Annotated in this window: 16 protein-coding genes; 11 read left to right on the top strand and 5 right to left on the bottom strand. The window is 57.9% G+C overall.

Annotation, left to right across the window (positions count from 1 at the left end):
• On the top strand, nt 1–546 hold a 546-nt coding region (locus BLR20_RS27915; RefSeq protein WP_244158751.1), incomplete at its 5' end, for an RHS repeat domain-containing protein.
• Nucleotides 547–697: 151 nt separating this feature from the next.
• On the top strand, nt 698–1,069 hold the full coding sequence (locus BLR20_RS25170; RefSeq protein ID WP_054994422.1) for a hypothetical protein: 372 nt from the start codon (nt 698–700) through the stop codon (nt 1,067–1,069).
• A 225-nt stretch (nt 1,070–1,294) separates the two neighbouring features.
• On the opposite strand, the gene BLR20_RS25175 is transcribed toward BLR20_RS25170, so the two are convergent.
• Nucleotides 1,295–2,620, bottom strand: coding sequence for an OprD family porin (locus BLR20_RS25175; protein ID WP_054994421.1), 1,326 nt, complete (start codon nt 2,618–2,620; stop codon nt 1,295–1,297).
• Between the two features lie 471 nt (nt 2,621–3,091).
• Entirely contained in the window at nt 3,092–3,313 is a 222-nt protein-coding gene (locus tag BLR20_RS27920) for a hypothetical protein (protein ID WP_025991136.1), read from the bottom strand.
• 218 nt (nt 3,314–3,531) lie between these two features.
• On the opposite strand from BLR20_RS27920, the gene BLR20_RS25185 reads away from it, so the two are divergent.
• Both BLR20_RS25185 and BLR20_RS25190 read left to right on the top strand, forming a co-directional pair.
• Nucleotides 3,532–3,861: a DUF2790 domain-containing protein gene (locus BLR20_RS25185; RefSeq protein ID WP_010438490.1), complete on the top strand. Its 330-nt coding sequence runs from the start codon at nt 3,532–3,534 to the stop codon at nt 3,859–3,861.
• 278 nt (nt 3,862–4,139) lie between these two features.
• Entirely contained in the window at nt 4,140–5,399 is a 1,260-nt protein-coding gene (locus BLR20_RS25190; RefSeq protein WP_003343805.1) for a cation:proton antiporter, read from the top strand.
• Here the strand turns inward: BLR20_RS25190 and BLR20_RS25195 are convergent, their stop codons facing one another.
• Nucleotides 5,400–6,299: an AraC family transcriptional regulator gene (locus BLR20_RS25195; RefSeq protein ID WP_024640422.1), complete on the bottom strand. Its 900-nt coding sequence runs from the start codon at nt 6,297–6,299 to the stop codon at nt 5,400–5,402.
• A gap of 282 nt (nt 6,300–6,581) precedes the next feature.
• Between BLR20_RS25195 and BLR20_RS25200 the strand changes: the two genes are divergently transcribed.
• The 3 genes from BLR20_RS25200 to BLR20_RS25210 all read left to right on the top strand — a co-directional run bounded on the left by BLR20_RS25200 (nt 6,582) and on the right by BLR20_RS25210 (nt 9,665).
• Nucleotides 6,582–7,898: an ABC transporter substrate-binding protein gene (locus BLR20_RS25200; protein ID WP_054994420.1), complete on the top strand. Its 1,317-nt coding sequence runs from the start codon at nt 6,582–6,584 to the stop codon at nt 7,896–7,898.
• A 39-nt stretch (nt 7,899–7,937) separates the two neighbouring features.
• Entirely contained in the window at nt 7,938–8,711 is a 774-nt protein-coding gene (locus BLR20_RS25205; RefSeq protein ID WP_054994419.1) for an L-iditol 2-dehydrogenase, read from the top strand.
• Between the two features lie 129 nt (nt 8,712–8,840).
• Complete coding sequence (locus tag BLR20_RS25210; protein ID WP_003413442.1) at nt 8,841–9,665, top strand: DeoR/GlpR family DNA-binding transcription regulator; 825 nt, start codon at nt 8,841–8,843, stop codon at nt 9,663–9,665.
• 100 nt (nt 9,666–9,765) lie between these two features.
• Here BLR20_RS25210 and typA read toward each other — a convergent pair whose 3' ends face one another.
• Both typA and thiI read right to left on the bottom strand, forming a co-directional pair.
• Complete coding sequence (gene typA / locus BLR20_RS25215) at nt 9,766–11,586, bottom strand: translational GTPase TypA (protein WP_003405222.1); 1,821 nt, start codon at nt 11,584–11,586, stop codon at nt 9,766–9,768.
• 142 nt (nt 11,587–11,728) lie between these two features.
• A complete protein-coding gene (gene thiI / locus BLR20_RS25220; RefSeq protein ID WP_054994418.1) occupies nt 11,729–13,183 on the bottom strand; it encodes a tRNA uracil 4-sulfurtransferase ThiI in 1,455 nt (484 codons plus the stop codon).
• A 336-nt stretch (nt 13,184–13,519) separates the two neighbouring features.
• Here thiI and glnA point away from each other — a divergent pair, with 336 nt between their 5' ends.
• The 4 genes from glnA (at nt 13,520) to BLR20_RS25245 (ending at nt 16,895) form a co-directional block, all read left to right on the top strand.
• Entirely contained in the window at nt 13,520–14,926 is a 1,407-nt protein-coding gene (glnA, locus tag BLR20_RS25230) for a glutamate--ammonia ligase (protein WP_032614280.1), read from the top strand.
• Between the two features lie 164 nt (nt 14,927–15,090).
• On the top strand, nt 15,091–15,648 hold the full coding sequence (locus BLR20_RS25235; RefSeq protein WP_054994417.1) for a chorismate mutase: 558 nt from the start codon (nt 15,091–15,093) through the stop codon (nt 15,646–15,648).
• Between the two features lie 78 nt (nt 15,649–15,726).
• Entirely contained in the window at nt 15,727–16,266 is a 540-nt protein-coding gene (locus BLR20_RS25240; protein WP_074595087.1) for a DUF4124 domain-containing protein, read from the top strand.
• 11 nt (nt 16,267–16,277) lie between these two features.
• Nucleotides 16,278–16,895, top strand: coding sequence for a DUF4124 domain-containing protein (locus tag BLR20_RS25245; RefSeq protein WP_054994415.1), 618 nt, complete (start codon nt 16,278–16,280; stop codon nt 16,893–16,895).
• The last annotated feature ends 275 nt before the right edge of the window (nt 16,896–17,170 follow it).

Here is a 17,170-nt window from a genome sequence, read left to right on the forward strand (position 1 = left end):
AACCGCCTCAAAAAGTGGAGCAACCACGAATACAAGTACGACGCGTGGGGCAACCTGGTCGAGAAAATCGTCGGCATCGTGCGTTGGCAAACCTTCACCTACGACTGCGAAAACCGCCTGGTCAAAACCGAGACCATGGCCAACAGTCAGGTGGAAAGCACCAGCAGCTACCAGTACGACAGCCTGGGCAGGCGCGTTGGCAAACAGTGGGACATAAAGGGCCAGACCGACCAGAAACGCTTTCTCTGGCAGGGATTGCGGATGTTGCGTGAAGAAAGTCCTGGGCAGAGCAGCCTCTACCTCTACGAGCCCGGCAGCTATGCGCCTTTGGCCCGTGTTGATGAGAAAGAGGGCGAGGTAGAGAACAAGGTCTACTACTTCCACACCGACCAGATTGGTACGCCGCTGGAGATGACCGACGCCGAAGGGCAGATCGTCTGGCAGGCCAAATATCGGCCGTGGGGGGCGATTGAGAAGCTGGTGGTGAACGAGGTCGAGCAGAACCTGAGATTTCAGGGGCAGTATATGGAAATGCTGGTTAAATAAGAGTAGTCCATTCGGTATGTTTTCTAGCGCACATAAATGCGCACCCAAGCTTTGAAAAATTGGCCGCAGGAGTTTTTTTGCGGCTAGGATTAGAGAGCAAGTAGATTACTACTTAAAGCAAATCAATCGTGAATTAAGGCATTCAATCCAAATGAACGCTAAAGACATCATAGAAAAAGTCGACTTCGAATCGTATGTTTCTTCGAATCTATGCGATCCCATCACACGCAAATTAATTAAAAAACTAAAGATATCTGACATTTCCTTTCTGCTACCTCCAGAAGTATCTGTCTATGATGATCAAAACAAAAACACGCTGAAATTCATTATAGAATTCAGAGCCAACAACCTGGCAGCTCAAGGGCGCCAGCTTAATGGCGCAGAACTATGCGCAGCATCGCTTGAAGGTTCAACGGATGAGGCGTTCCGAAGCTGGGTCCCCTTGGAAGTAGAAAATCATCTCGTAATTTTTATAATAAACTCTGAGAGCTTCGAAATTGATGGCTGCATGTCATTAATATAATGAACCTGACCTCGACACAACCAGTCCTTATAACAGAACCTGAAAATCAGAATACCTACAACAACCAAAAAATCAAACTTTTCAAACGTGCGCATTATCATGTGCAAAAACATTAGCCAAGGATGGACGACGTAATTCCGCAACACATGCCCTTCCTATATGGCGTATAAGACCGGAACTATCAGAATAAAGCGCCCCAAAGGACGCCTCACTCAATCATCCCCCTCAAAGCACACTCAACGGATACTCCACAATCACCCTCACCTCATCCAGATCCGATTCGAACGCCGTGGCCCGGGTCGTCGCCTGGCGCACGCGCAGCGACAGGTCTTTGAGTGATCCGGTCTGCACAATGTATTTCGCTTCGATATCGCGCTCCCAGCGTTTTTGATCGGTCAGCGGGTTGCCTTGTGCGTCGCGGCGCATGTAGGTGCTGTTGGCGTTGGAGTAGTCGGCGTCGGTGCCTTTGCCGTAGCGGGTCATGAACGACAGGCCGCGCACGCCGAAGGTGGACATGTCGAGGTTGTAGGTGACCATCCAGGAGCGCTCCTTGGGTGAGTTGAAGTCGCTGTACTGGATGGAGTTGGCCAGGTAGATGGAGTCGGACTGCCTGAGGTAGTCGAAATCGTCATCACCTTCGTTGCGCTGTTGCGAAAGCGACAGGGTATGTGCGCCGTATTGCAGGGCGACTTTTGCGCTCCAGATGTCGTTGTCGAATTCGCCGAGCAGCTTTTTGCCTTCATCGGTGGCGTTGTAGTAGTTAAGGCTGCCGGTCAGTGCGAGGTCATCGGAAAGTGGCAGCACATAAGACGCCGAGGCGTATTTCTGATCCCAGACATCTTTGAGTCGGCTGGTGTAAAGGCCAAGGCTCAGCGCATCGGTGGCCTGGTAGTCGCCGCCGAAGTAGGCGACCCACGGAGCGTCGACCGCGCCGCCGTAGAAGGTGACGAAACCGTCGCGCAGGTTGCTGGAGACGGGCTGGCTCATGGAATGCAGGCGACCGCCCTGCACGGTCAAGCCGCTGATGCTGTTGTTGACGGCGGTAACGCCGCGGAAGCTCTCCGGCAGCAGGCGGGAGTCGCCGAAGGCAACCACCGGCGTCGACGGGAAGACATCGCCGACATTCACGACGGTGTCGAAAGCCCTGGCCTTCAGCGAGCCGCCAACTTTGGTGTACTCGTCACGGGCGTTGCCTTGCTCATCGACCGGCAGTACATCGAAAGCGCTGCGCCCACCGTTTCTGCCATCCCCCGTGTCGAGCTTGATGCCGATCATGGCAAATGCATCGACGCCGACACCGAATGTGCCTTGAGTGAAACCTGACTGGAATCGCCCGATGATGCCCTGCGCCCATGCTTCGGAATAGCCATTGCCGGTCGGGCTGGACTCGCCGTTGCGGTGGTCGCGGTTCATGTAGAAGTTACGGTTGAGCACCGTCAGCGTGCTGCCTTCGATGAAGCCTTCTTTCTGTTCTTCGGCGAATGTCGCAACAGGCGTCATACCTGCGAAGGTCGAACACAGGGCCAGTGAAAGGGTTCTGAGTTGGGTCATGTGTGCTCCGATTGATCGGCAGATGGATGTAAGCGTCGATCTGGCTTTTTTATAATTTCGAGAGCTGCCAGTGGGGCACAATCTTGAAGTGGCGAAGATAACGGCGGGGTGACGGCGGGATTACAAATATGAAAGGAAGTGCACTGAAGCGTCGTCTTTGCTCAATACAAATAAACACGCTTTGACCGATGCAATCAGACACTCAGGATAGAACGCAGAGCATCCAGAACTGCATTCCCTGGCTCAAGCACACTACTTCTGGCGGCTGTACCGGCCTCTTCGCGAGCAAGCTCGCTCCCACGGGACTCATTTATAACGCTGGGCGCTGGAGCATGGGCGTGATAACGATTTGTGTAGATACAGGAATAAAAAAAGCGCCCCGAAGGACGCTTAAAGATTCGCCCCGACCAAAGGAGCAGGGAGCTGCTACAAAGGGCGAATAGGGGTGCAGCGGGTCGGGCAGCAAAGGCATCAGCCTTCGGACTTGGTCGACCGTTCAGCCTCGGCTTTCTCGTCGGCATTGACGTACCGCTCGGCTTTGCTGCTGTTCTGTTCCTTGAAACGCATCTCTTGCGCCTGGCGCATCTTGTCGGCAGCAGGGCTTGCGTACTCGTTACCGTCGTCGGCAAAGGCTGCAGTGGCGGACAAGGCAGCTACGGCGAAGACCATCGATTTGACCAGTTTCATCATCATTACCTTTATCGGTTGAATGTCGGACCTGCGCAGCGCTTGGCGCTCGTCAGGGATGAAACAAGCTTACGGAGGGGGAGCTAACAGGAAGGTGAGCGAACAATGACAATACTGTTAGGAAGCTGACATCTTCGAGATGACCGATTTGTAATGTTTCAGCAACCTTCCGGTTAGTGCGCACTGGTTAGGGTTAAGCCACATTCAAACGGAGACAAAAGAAAATGCGCACAGCCAAATCGTTGTTACTCGCTCTGGTCATCCTTTCGCCAGTCAGTGCTTTCGCCTACACCTCTGATGAGGTCAAGGCCACCACAGTGATCAAGGAACACCAGGCCAGCGTGCAGAAGTATGCTGCCATCCATAACAAGCCGATGCCGGAGATCAAGGAGTACACCTACGGAATGAAGCTGGACGTTGCCAAGCTGGTCCGCAAGTCCCCGGATCTGCAAACCTGTAGCGTGATGCCCAAACTGATGACTTACGAAGACTCCAAGGGCAAGCTGAACACGGTTCAGTACCAGGTCCTCGGCGGGTGCAGAAACAGCCAATGATTCTGAACCTGCCAGGAAGGCCACTCAGCGTTACACCCCCGTCAGCCCGAACCGTCATTCGGGCTGACTTTTTTGCGTCTGCAATCCCCTTCCCCTCCCGTCTCGAATCCAGCTTCGCTGGGTGATTCCGGCATTTTTTGCAACATCACTGCATGTGCGTGGTCAACGCAAACCCCACTGTGGCGTGTCGAGATGTGTCTGGACGTAGATCCGGTCCATCAAACACAGGCTCGGTTACGGTGATCGAGACACTGCACTTACGGATTCTGGAATGACGGATGCTTGAACTTGCTGCTGGTTTTATCTGCCTCACTGCGCTGCTGACCTACGTGAATTACCGTTTCATCGGTCTGCCCCCCACCATTGGTGTGATGGTCACCGCGCTGATGTTCTCGTTGCTGCTGCAGGGCCTGAGCTTTCTGGGCTATCCCGGTCTGGAAGATCGCGTTCAACAATTGATCGGCCAGATCGACTTCGGCGACCTGCTGATGAACTGGATGCTGTCCTTCCTGCTGTTCGCCGGGGCGCTGCACGTCAACCTTGGCGATTTGAGGAGTTACCGCTGGCCCATCGGCCTGCTGGCGACTTTCGGGGTGCTGATTGCCACCACCGTGATCGGTGCACTGGCCTACTGGATCTTTGCCCTGTTCGGCTGGCACGTCAGCCCGTTGTACTGCCTGCTGTTCGGTGCGCTGATCTCGCCCACCGACCCGATTGCGGTACTCGGTGTGTTGCGTACGGCCAACGCCTCTAAACCGCTGAAGACCACAATCGTCGGCGAAAGCCTGTTCAACGACGGCACCGCGGTGGTGGTGTTCACCGTTCTGCTGGGTATCGCGCAGTTGGGCGAGACACCGACAGTAGGCGAAACCGCTCTGCTGTTCGTCCACGAAGCGGTAGGCGGCGTGCTGTTCGGCGGCCTGATCGGTTACGCCGTGTACCTGATGATCAAGAGCATCGAGCAGTATCAGATCGAGGTCATGCTCACGCTCGCGCTGGTGATCGGCGGCTCGGCGATGGCGTCTGAACTGCATGTGTCCGGTCCTATCGCGATGGTCGTGGCCGGCCTGATCATCGGCAACCTGGGACGCAATCTGGCGATGAACGACATGACCCGTCGTTACATGGACGGTTTCTGGGAATTGCTGGATGACATGCTCAACGCGCTGCTGTTCGCGCTGATAGGTATGGAGCTGTTGCTACTGCCCTTCTCGTGGCAGCACTTGATTGCGGCCAGCCTGCTGGCGGCAGCGATTCTGCTGTCGCGCTTTGTCACCGTGGCCCCGGCCATTCTGTTGCTGCGTCGCTGGCGCAAGGTGCCGCACGGCACGATCCGCATCCTCACCTGGGGTGGTCTGCGCGGCGGTGTCTCGGTTGCCTTGGCGCTGGCGCTGCCGACCGGGCCGGAACGCGATCTGCTGCTGAGCATCACCTACATCGTGGTGCTGCTGTCGATCCTTCTGCAGGGCCTGACCATCGGCAAGCTGGTGAATGCCGTTACCCGTGCCCCGCAGGCGAAAGAGCCGGCAGAACATTGATCAGACAGACGCAGCGGCGCGCCGGTATTCACTGGGCGTCTGCTGCATCTCCACGCGGAAGTGCCGGTTGAAGTTGGACAGGTTGGCATAGCCGACTTCAAAGCAGATGTCGGACACCGACATCTCGCTGTGCAGCAGCAACCGGCAAGCCCGCTGGACGCGTAGCTTGCGCATCAGATCGATAAAACAATGGCCTGTGGTGCGCTTGAAGAAGCGTGAAAAACCCGGATCGCTCATGTCCAGCCGCTGCGCGATGACGGACAGGCGAATATCGCTGGTCAATTCGGTCAGCAGATAATCGAACGCCTTGTTGATCCGTTCGGAGCTGCGCGCATCCAGGGTCGGTGCATACCAGGTGCTGGCCAGCAGGCGAACCTCCTGTGCAGGCGCTTTCATCAGCGTGTTGACCAGTTGCAGGAACAGAATCAGCCGCTCCAGCCCCTGAGCCGGGCCGATCTCTTCAAGCAGGCGTGCAGCCTGCACCGCTGTCGCACCGGTGAACTCCAAGCCGCGTCGCGCCTGCTCGAACAGACGCTGCAAGTCACCCATTTCCGGCAGCGTGCCGCGCAAGGCGAGCAACGCTGCACCATCGAACTGCAACACCACGTCGCGCCCGGGCAGATGCTCACCGGGGGCCAGATCACCGATCCAGTCATGCGGCAGATCCGGACCGATCAGGGCCACATGCCCTGCCGCGAACTCACCGATGTAATCACCGGCCACCAGCTTGCCGCTGCCCTGGCGGATCAGGTGAATTTCGAATTCCGGATGATGGTTCCAGCGCGCCAGCGCATAGGGATAGTCATGCTCGTACCAGCGAAAGCAGTGGTCGGGCTGCGGGAGAATAACCTCAAGCTCGGCAGGGCGCTGCTCGAGCAAGGCGGCACGGCTGTCAGGCACGGGATGCCCCTTTTTATCGTTATGAATGCGCTGTAGACGCTTGAACATACCCCCTCGCGTCCAGCCAGCGCTAGCTCGCGTTCAAACCGGCACTGATACTTTTTTGCTTTCGGACAGCCGGAGCGCACTCGGTTAAAAAAGTATCAGTCGATGATCCGCGCTGCGTTTGTTCAGCCCCCTGAGGGCTGCTGTAATCGAGCCGTCCACCAGGGTGACTCAACCGTGGCCAACAACAAAAACAATGACTCCCGCCAGACCAGGCGCGGGGTGGAGAGCACTACGATGAACATTCGGAAAACGCTTTTCCTGTCCGCAGGCGTGTCCGCCGCCCTGCTCAACCTGACGGCTCAGGCCGCCGAAACCGTGACCATTGCCACCGTCAACAACGGCGACATGATCCGCATGCAGCGCCTGTCGAAAACCTTTGAGCAGCAGCATCCCGACATCAAGCTCAACTGGGTAGTGCTCGAAGAAAACGTCCTGCGCCAGCGCCTGACCACCGACATCGCCACGCAGGGTGGCCAGTTCGACGTGTTGACCATCGGCACCTACGAGACCCCGCTATGGGGCGCCAAACAATGGCTGGAGCCAATCACCGATCTTGCGCCGGACTACGATCTGGAGGATATCTTTCCCTCGGTGCGCCAAGGCTTGTCAGTCAAGGACACGCTCTATGCCCTGCCCTTTTACGGCGAAAGCACCATCACTTATTACCGTACCGACTTGTTCAAGCAAGCAGGCTTGAGCATGCCCGAACACCCGACCTGGACGCAGCTGGGCGAATTCGCTGCAAAGCTGCATCAGCCCGACAAGGGCGTTTACGGCATGTGCCTGCGCGGCAAGGCCGGTTGGGGTGAGAACATCGCCCTGCTCAGCACCATGGCCAACGCATTCGGCGCGCGCTGGTTCGATGAGCAATGGAAACCGCAATTGACCAGCCCGGAATGGAGCAAGGCCGCGAATTTCTACGTCAACACCCTGAAAAACTATGGCCCGCCGGGCGTGTCGAGCAACGGTTTCAACGAAACCCTCGCGCTGTTCAACAGCGGCAAATGCGCGTTGTGGGTGGATGCCAGCGTGGCCGGCTCGTTCACCACCGACAAGGCGCAGAGCAAGGTCGTCGACAGCGTCGGCTTCGCACCTGCGCCGGTTGAAGTGACCGACAAGGGCTCGTCATGGCTTTACGCCTGGTCGCTGGCGATACCGACCACGTCGAAACACAAGGATGCGGCCAAGGCGTTCATAACCTGGGCGACGTCCAAGGCGTATATCCAGCTTGTCGCCGAGACAGACGGCATCAGCAACGTGCCGCCTGGCACCCGCACCTCCACCTACAGCGAGGCTTATCTGAAAGCTGCGCCGTTCGCCAAAGTCACGCTGCAGATGATGCAACACGCCGACCCGGCGCACCCGTCGGCCCAGCCCGTGCCCTACGTGGGTATCCAGTACGTGACCATCCCCGAGTTTCAGGCCATCGGCACCTCGGTCGGCAAGCTGTTCTCTGCCGCCGTGACCGGGCAAACCACCACTGAACAGGCGCTCACAGCCGCGCAGGCGGTGACCGAGCGCGAGATGAAACGTGCCGGCTACCCGAAGTAGAGCGCCAGCCCTCAACTGTATTGAACGGATGATGAACTCATGAAAAGACTTGAAGGTAAAAGCGCGCTGATCACCGGATCGGCGCGAGGTATCGGGCGGGCGTTTGCGCAGGCGTACATTAACGAAGGCGCGCGCGTGGCGATTGCCGATATCGATCTGCAACGCGCACAGGCGACAGCGACCGAACTGGGACCCCACGCTTATGCGGTGCGGATGGACGTCACGGATCAGTCGTCCATCGATCAGGCCATCGCCGCAGTGGTCGCCCAAACCGGCAAGCTGGATATCCTGATCAACAATGCCGCACTGTTCGACCTGGCACCGATCGTCGACATCACCCGCGAAAGCTACGAGCGGCTGTTTTCGATCAATGTCGGTGGCACGCTGTTCACCTTGCAGGCCGCGGCGAAGCAAATGATTGCCCAGGGGCAAGGCGGCAGGATCATCAACATGGCCAGCCAGGCGGGTCGCCGTGGCGAAGCGCTGGTGGCTGTGTATTGCGCGACCAAGGCTGCAGTGATCAGCCTAACCCAATCGGCCGGGCTGGACCTCATCCGGCATGGCATCAATGTCAACGCCATCGCGCCGGGTGTGGTCGATGGCGAACACTGGGACGGCGTCGATGCATTGTTCGCCCGCCACGAAAACCGGCCATTGGGCGAGAAGAAAAGGCTGGTGGGCGAACAAGTGCCTTTCGGGCGCATGGGCACGGCGGACGATTTGACCGGCATGGCCATTTTCCTGGCTTCGGCGGACAGCGAGTACGTGGTCGCCCAGACCTATAACGTCGACGGTGGCAACTGGATGAGTTGAAGTGCGACAGAGGTAAGATGAGCCGAACCGCGCAAAAAAGCCTGCAACCGCTTCCATTGCCGAAGCGATTGGCTAAGATGCGCGGACCGTCTGCTGCCTGAGGCGGCTCATTGATGTACAGGAGTACGAATGTCCACTGAAGAGGAGATCGCCATTTCCGGCGGTACACCTATGATCCCTGATCAGCGCCGGGAGCTGATGCTGCGTCAGTTGCGCAAGCATCAGGTGCTCAGCGTGCATCAGTTGATGGAGATGTTCGATTGCTCGCACATGACCATCCGCCGCGACATCGCCCAGCTGGAACAGGAAGGTCGCGCCTACTCGGTCACCGGGGGCGTGCGTATCGCCAGCCAGGTCCACAGCGAACCCAGCCACCAGTCCAAGGCGGTGGTGGAGTTGCCGCACAAGCAGGGCATGGCGCGGCTCGCAGCGGGTTTGCTGCACCCGGACATGACGATCTATCTGGACGCAGGCACCAGCACACTCGAAATCGTCCCGCACATCATCGCGCTGTCGGGCATGACCGTGGTCACCAATGATTTCGGCGTGGTCAACGCACTGGCCGATGCTGCGCATGTGGATGTGATTCACACCGGCGGGCTGCTCGATCATCCGAACCGCTCCAGCGTCGGCGGCCTGGCAGCGGCAACCCTACGCCAGCTGGCGACCGATGTGGCCTTCATGTCCACCAGCTCGTGGGACCTGCAACGTGGCACCACCACACCGTCAGCGCTGAAGGTCGAGGTCAAGCAGGCCGCCATGCAGTCGGCCTCGCAAACCGTGCTGATCGCTACCAGCTCCAAATATGGCACCTTCGGTATGTACAAGGTTGCCGGGCTCGAGCAGTTCGACACCATCATCACCGACGCAGCCCTGGCCGAAGCGGCTGCCGACGGGATCCGCAAGCAGCGTATCGAGTTGCTGCTGGCGCCAGTGGGCGGCCGTTCAAAGTAGCTTGCCGCCGAGCGAGCTGTGCCATAGGCCATAAATGGCGGGCATAAAAAAACCCGGTCTCGCGACCGGGTTTTCTGTGTCTAGCCGACTAACTGATTACTCAGTTGCCCGACTTCTTGGCAGCACGAGTACGCTCGCTTTCGCCAAGGATTTTCTTACGCAGGCGGATCGACTTTGGAGTCACTTCGCAGAGTTCGTCTTCTTGTACGAATTCCAGCGCTTGTTCCAGAGTGAAACGGATAGGCGGAACCAGAGCGATGGTTTCGTCTTTACCGGAAGCACGCATGTTGTCGAGCTTCTTGCCTTTGGTTGGGTTTACACCCAGGTCGTTGTCGCGGCTGTTGATGCCGACGATCTGACCTTCGTACACGTCTTCGCCATGACCCAGGAACAGCTTGCCACGGGCTTGCAGTGTTTCCAGGGAGTAGGTCAGCGCCTTGCCGGTAGCAACCGAAACCAGAACGCCGTTCTGACGGCCGGACATGTCGCCGGACTTCATCACGTCGTAACGGTCGAAGATGCTGGTCAGGATGCCTGCGCCGGAAGTCAGGGTCAGGAACTCGTTACGGAAACCGATCAGGCCACGTGCCGGGATGTTGTACTCAAGGCGCACACGGCCCTTGCCATCCGGAACCATGTTGGTCAGGTCGCCTTTACGGTTACCCATTTGCTCCATGATCGCGCCCTGCGCTTCTTCAGGCAGGTCGATGGTGACGTTTTCGTACGGTTCGTGCTTGACGCCGTCAACCATGCGGATGATCACTTCAGGACGACCAACACCCATTTCGAAGCCTTCGCGACGCATGGTTTCGATCAGTACCGAGAGGTGCAGCTCACCACGGCCGGAGACCTTGAACTTGTCGGCGGTGTCGCCTTCTTCAACGCGCAGGGCAACGTTGTACAGCAGTTCCTTGTCCAGACGTTCCTTGATGTTACGGCTGGTGACGAACTTGCCTTCCTTACCGCAGAACGGCGAATCGTTAACCTGGAAGGTCATCGAAACGGTAGGTTCGTCAACGGTCAGCGGCTTCATCGCTTCGACATTCAGTGGGTCGCACAGGGTGTCGGAGATGAACAGCTGGTCGAAGCCGCTGATGCAGACGATGTCGCCGGCAGCTGCTTCTTCAACGTCGATACGGTGCAGACCGTGGTGACCCATCAGCTTCAGGATACGGCCGTTACGCTTCTTGCCGTTGACGTCGATGGCAACAACCGGAGTGTTCGGCTTGACGCGACCACGAGCGATACGGCCAACACCGATGACGCCCAGGAAGCTGTTGTAGTCCAGTGCGGAAATCTGCATCTGGAACGGACCGTCACGGTCAACCTTTGGCGCAGGGACGTGATCGACAATCGCCTGGTACAGCGGGGTCATGTCTTCAGCCATGGCGGTGTGTTCCAGACCGGCAATGCCGTTCAGGGCCGAGGCGTAGACGACTTTGAAGTCCAGCTGTTCTTCGGTGGCACCCAGGTTGTCGAACAGGTCGAAGATCTGGTCCAGAACCCAGTCCGGACGCGCGCCTGGACGGTCAACCTTGTTGATGACCACGATTGGACGCAGGCCGGCTTCGAAAGCCTTCTTGGTCACGAAACGGGTTTGCGGCATAGGGCCGTCCTGGGCATCGACCAGCAGCAGTACGGAGTCGACCATCGACATCACGCGCTCTACTTCACCACCGAAGTCGGCGTGGCCCGGGGTGTCCACGATGTTGATGTGGTAGCCATTCCAGTTGATCGCGGTGTTCTTCGCGAGAATGGTAATACCGCGCTCTTTTTCCTGGTCGTTGGAGTCCATCACGCGCTCATCGTTGAGCTCGCCGCGCTCCAGAGTGCCGGATTGACGCAGGAGTTTGTCTACCAGGGTGGTCTTACCATGGTCAACGTGAGCAATGATGGCGATGTTACGTAGATTTTCGATCACTTGTGTATCTCGATCAGAGGATTCGGTCTGCTGACTGGTTAAGGACAGCGATTACTATTTTGAGTCGGCAAAAGCCGTAACGGCATGACGACAGGTGTCGGGGGGCCGGTGACGCAAGCCACAGGCAAACAGCCCCGGGCACTTAGCTCGGTCGATATACGCGCACATTGGCATGTCCCTCACTGAGCAAATGGTGGGCATGCAGGCGACTCATGACGCCTTTGTCGCAATACAGCAGGTACTGGCGCGTGTCATCCAGTGCCTTGAAACGGCTGTTCAATGCGTAGAACGGCAACGTCTGTATCTCCACGCCAGGGACTTGCAGCGGCTGGTCTTCCTGGGCATCCGGGTGACGGATGTCGAGGATCACCTGACCGGCCAGCGCCTGGCTGACTTCTTCTATATCGACATTGCGGCTCAGATCGTCGATGACCCGATCGATCGAAACCAGCTTCGCGCGTTCGAGCGCCTGCTCGAGAATCGCCATGTCGAACTGTTTTTCTTCGTACTCAACGCGATTTCGCTTGGCGTTGGTCTTCGGGTTGACCGAAATCACCCCGCAATACTCAGGCATGTGCCGGGCAAAATCAGCGGTGCCGATTTCAGTCGCCAGGTCCACGATGTCCTGCTTGTGGGTGGCAACCAGCGGCCGCAGGACCAGCTTGTCGGTCGCCGCGTCAATCAGCGACAGGTTGGGCAGCGTCTGGCTGGCAACCTGTGAAATCGCTTCGCCGGTGACCAGCACATCGATTTCAAGACGATCAGCCACCGCAGATGCAGCGCGTAACATCATACGCTTCAAAACTACACCCATATGACTGTTATCGACTTTCTGCAGAATTTCTCCGAGAACTTCCTCGAACGGTACGCTGACGAACAGCACGCGCTGTGAACTGCCGTACTTCTTCCAGATGAAGTGCGCGACTTCCATCACGCCCAGCTCATGGGCTCGTCCGCCCAGATTGAAGAAGCAGAAGTGCGCCATCAGGCCGCGGCGCATGATCTGGTAGGCCGCAACGGTCGAATCGAACCCGCCGGACATCAATACCAGGGTCTGCTCCAGCGCGCCCAGCGGGTAACCACCCATGCCCTGATGTTGGTCATGAACCACAAACAACCGTTGGTCGCGAATTTCCATGCGCACGACCAGATCGGGCTTTTTCAGCTCGATTCCGGCGGCGCCGCACTGCACGCGCAGCTTGCTGCCGACGTATTTCTCGACGTCCATGGAGCTGAAGTCGTGTCGGCCGGCGCGCTTGCAACGCACTGAAAACATCTTGCCAGGCAACAGATCGGCGTAGTGCAGTTTGCACTTGGCAACCACGTCGTCGAGATCGCCCAGCGGGTACTCGGCGACCTGCAGAAAGTTGGCGATGCCCGGCATGCAACTGAGCCGTTCCCTGATGCCCTGCAGCACTTTGGGGTCGGTCAGGCGGGTTTCGACCTCAAGGTTGTCCCATACGCCACCCACGACAATGTCCGCGTCCAGTTCACGGAGCACGGTACGAATGTTCTTGCCCAGTTGCCGGATGAACTTCTTGCGCACCGGCGGGCTTTTGATGGTGATTTCTGGGAAAACTTTAACGATTAGTTTCATGGAAACGGAGCGTGAGGTGCCGACCAAAAAAGGGGGGCGCGGATTATAGCGGAAATTGCTCAAGGTTTAACCAGTTATCGTACACGCAATCATCGGCGCACCAAAAAGAGTCGGCGCACCAAATTGCAGCGCCATAAAGGTGCGTGTTTTTCACGTGTGGTGCGTTTTCACCCCCTGAAAACCTGCGTTTGAGGCAAAAAACCCAACACGGGGCACTGGCATGCAAATTGCTCCCTTGTGAGGCAGGTTGCCTTGGCAGAGTATTTGCGCCGGCATCACCCAAATTCAAGGGACCACAACTCTATCAAGTCGGTCTCTAGCCACCCGGAGGACACCATGTCGAAGTCGGTTCAACTCATCAAAGATCATGACGTTAAATGGATTGATCTGCGCTTCACAGACACCAAGGGCAAGCAGCAGCACGTCACCATGCCTGCGCGCGATGCACTGGAAGACGATTTCTTCGAAGTCGGCAAAATGTTCGACGGTTCCTCCATCGCTGGCTGGAAAGGCATCGAAGCGTCCGACATGATTCTCCTGCCGGATGACGAAACCGCTCTGCTCGACCCGTTCACCGAAGAGCCGACCCTGGTTCTGGTGTGCGACGTCATCGAACCTTCGACCATGCAAGGCTACGACCGCGACCCGCGCGCCATTGCCCACCGTGCCGAGGAATACCTGAAGTCGACCGGTATCGGCGACACCGTATTCGTAGGTCCGGAGCCAGAGTTCTTCATCTTCGACGAAGTGAAGTTCAAGTCCGACATCTCCGGTTCCATGTTCAAGATCTTCTCCGAACAGGCTTCCTGGATGACCGACGGCGACGTTGATGGCGGCAACAAGGGCCACCGTCCGGGCGTCAAAGGCGGCTACTTCCCTCTGCCACCAGTCGACCACGACCACGAAATCCGTACCGCAATGTGCAACGCCCTGGAAGAAATGGGCCAGGTCGTGGAAGTTCACCACCACGAGGTGGCGACTGCCGGCCAGAACGAAATCGGCGTGAAATTCAACACGCTGGTCAAGAAGGCTGACGAAGTTCAGACCCTCAAGTACTGCGTACACAACGTTGCCGACGCTTACGGCCGTACCGCTACTTTCATGCCCAAGCCACTGTACGGTGACAACGGCTCGGGTATGCACGTACACATGTCCATCTCCAAGGATGGCAAGAACACCTTCGCAGGCGAAGGCTATGCCGGTCTGTCCGATACCGCCCTGTACTTCATCGGCGGCATCATCAAGCATGGCAAGGCCCTGAACGGCTTCACCAACCCGTCGACCAACTCCTACAAGCGTCTGGTCCCAGGTTTCGAAGCACCGGTGATGCTGGCCTACTCGGCGCGTAACCGCTCCGCGTCGATCCGTATTCCGTACGTCAACAGCCCGCGCGGCCGTCGTATCGAAGCACGCTTCCCGGATCCAGCGGCCAACCCGTACCTGGCATTCGCTGCCCTGTTGATGGCTGGCCTGGACGGCATCCAGAACAAGATCCACCCTGGCGACGCAGCTGACAAAAACCTGTATGACCTGCCGCCTGAAGAGGCCAAAGAGATCCCACAAGTTTGCGGCAGCCTGAAAGAAGCCCTGGAAGAACTGGACAAGGGCCGCGCGTTCCTGACCAAGGGCGGCGTCTTCAGCGACGACTTCATCGATGCCTACATCGAGCTGAAAAGCGAAGAAGAAATCAAGGTTCGCACCTTCGTACACCCACTGGAATACGAGCTGTACTACAGCTGCTGATCCAGCTGCGCCAGCGTTGATGGCGTAACAGGAGACCTCCTTCGGGAGGTCTTTTTTTTGCCCGGATTTTACCGCGTGAACTTTTGTTCACCCCGCAACACTGGCTCTGTCCGGTCGCCTGGAGTTAAATCTGCATCTCCCAACCGAACCGAGATGGAACTGCCATGCGCCTTATTCTGGCCACTTCCCTGCTGACAATGACGTTCATGTCTTCCTGTTTCGCTTTCACTGCCGAGCAAAAGCCTTCTGCACTTGAACCCCTGCTGCAAGCGATCAGCGAGCGCCTGACCATCGCCGATCAGGTTGCCCTGAGCAAGTGGGACAGCGGCAAGGCCGTCGAGGACCCGCCGCGCGAGCTGCAAGTGATCAGCGCAGCCCAGGCCCGTGCTGCCGAGTTCAAGCTCAACCCCGATGACGTTCAACGCCTGTTCCGCGCCCAGATCGAAGCCAATAAACAGGTGCAGAACGCCCTGCTCGCCCAATGGCACGCAGCAGGCAAGGCGCCCGACACGGTCAGGCTCAGCCTGGTCGATGACATCCGCCCGAAGCTGGATCGCCTGCAAACCCAATTGCTTCAGGCATACGCGGACTTCCAGCCACTGCGCAAGGCGGAAACCTGCCGGATGCAACTGGATGCGGCGCTGAAGCGTTATCAGACCGACCCGATTCACGATCAGGCGCTGATACTGGCCACTGCCGACCTTTGCCCTGCGAAACTCTGACACATCAGGCGGATAGCGCAGCATAGGGCGATGTGTTCTATGCTGACGGCCAATCTTGCCCCTGCTGTCGAGAGTCTCATGCGTCAAAGTCTGATTTGCCTGCTGCTGTTGATCAGCCTGCCTGCGCTGGCGCAGATCTATAAGTACACCGATGCGAACGGGAACACCGCGTTCAGCAACCAGCCGCCCAACGGGGCCAAGACCGAAGTGGTCGAGTTGCCGCCACTCAACAGCATCGAAACGCAGACGCCTTCCAGGCCAGCCCTCAACCGCGAGCCGCAACAAACGGCCCCCGTCGCACCACCCTCGCAGCCGCAGACGGCCTATGACGTGCTGGCACTCACCGACTTGCCCGCTGACGAAGCGTTACGCGCCAACAATGGCACGTTCATCATCGGTGTGAAGATCCAGCCACGCCTGCAACCCAATCACAGCCTGCAACTGCTGCTGGACGGCAACCTGTACGGACAGCCCTCCAACCTGCCACGCTTTCAGGTGGTCAACATAGATCGCGGCGAGCACAGTTTTGCGGTAGTCGTGAAAGACGGCGAGCGGATCATTCAGCAGAGTGAAACCATCACCCTGACCGTTCAGCGCGTACACCTTGGCAAGCCATGAGCAGACACACGATGCGCCGCCTGCTGACCTGCCTGTTGCTGCTCTTGACGCTGCCCGCAGCGGCCGACGTCTACACCTATATCGACGCGCAGGGTAATCGGGTGTTTACCGACCAGCCGCGCAAGAACGCCACCCGCGTCGACATTGCGCCCAGCAACAACATGACCGGCACACCACCGACCCGGACCTTGAAGGCCCACCCTGCCAAACCAGCAGTACAACCGATGTTTCATTACCAGTTGCTGAGAATCCTGGTGCCGGAACCGGACGCTACCCTGGTCAATCCCAGTGGCGACCTGATCGTTACCGTCACCAGCGAACCGGTATTACAGGCGGGGCACAGCTACCGGTTGCTGCTGGACGGTGTTGCCGTCGGCCAGGCCGGCCGCAGCCCGGTGTTCCCGCTGAGCAACGTGGATCGCGGCACGCATCAACTGTCGGTAGAGATTTTCGACGAGCTCGGCCGTGTTCTGGAAAAAACACCGAACCAGCCGCTGCACGTCCAGCGTATTTCCCTGGCGCAAAAGCGCGCGACTCATCCGTGCAAGGATGATGACTATGGCGTGCGTCCGGAGTGTCCGCTCAAGGACAAGCCTGAGCCAAAAAGCAGCATTCTGCCCTTCTTCTGATCTCGCCAAAGCACCAGCACCTTTTTGGTGCACTCAATCTCTGCCTGCGCAACAATACAGCCCAATCTGGTTCAGGAAGCCTGGCCGGGTAGCGCCGTATGCGGGCACTGTTTCCAAAAATGGCCCGATTTTGCAGATAAAGCGCTTCTTTTCGGAGCCTTGGTTTGTTTTTTGCAACTTCACTGACACAGCACCGTATTGGTGGCCTTGCTCCTGCTGGTGCAGACCAACCAGCACCAGCATTGCGCAACTGCAATGTGCCAAAAGAGGTCAAC

The sequence above is a fragment of the Pseudomonas congelans genome (assembly GCF_900103225.1).
GTDB classification, from domain to species: domain Bacteria; phylum Pseudomonadota; class Gammaproteobacteria; order Pseudomonadales; family Pseudomonadaceae; genus Aquipseudomonas; species Aquipseudomonas congelans.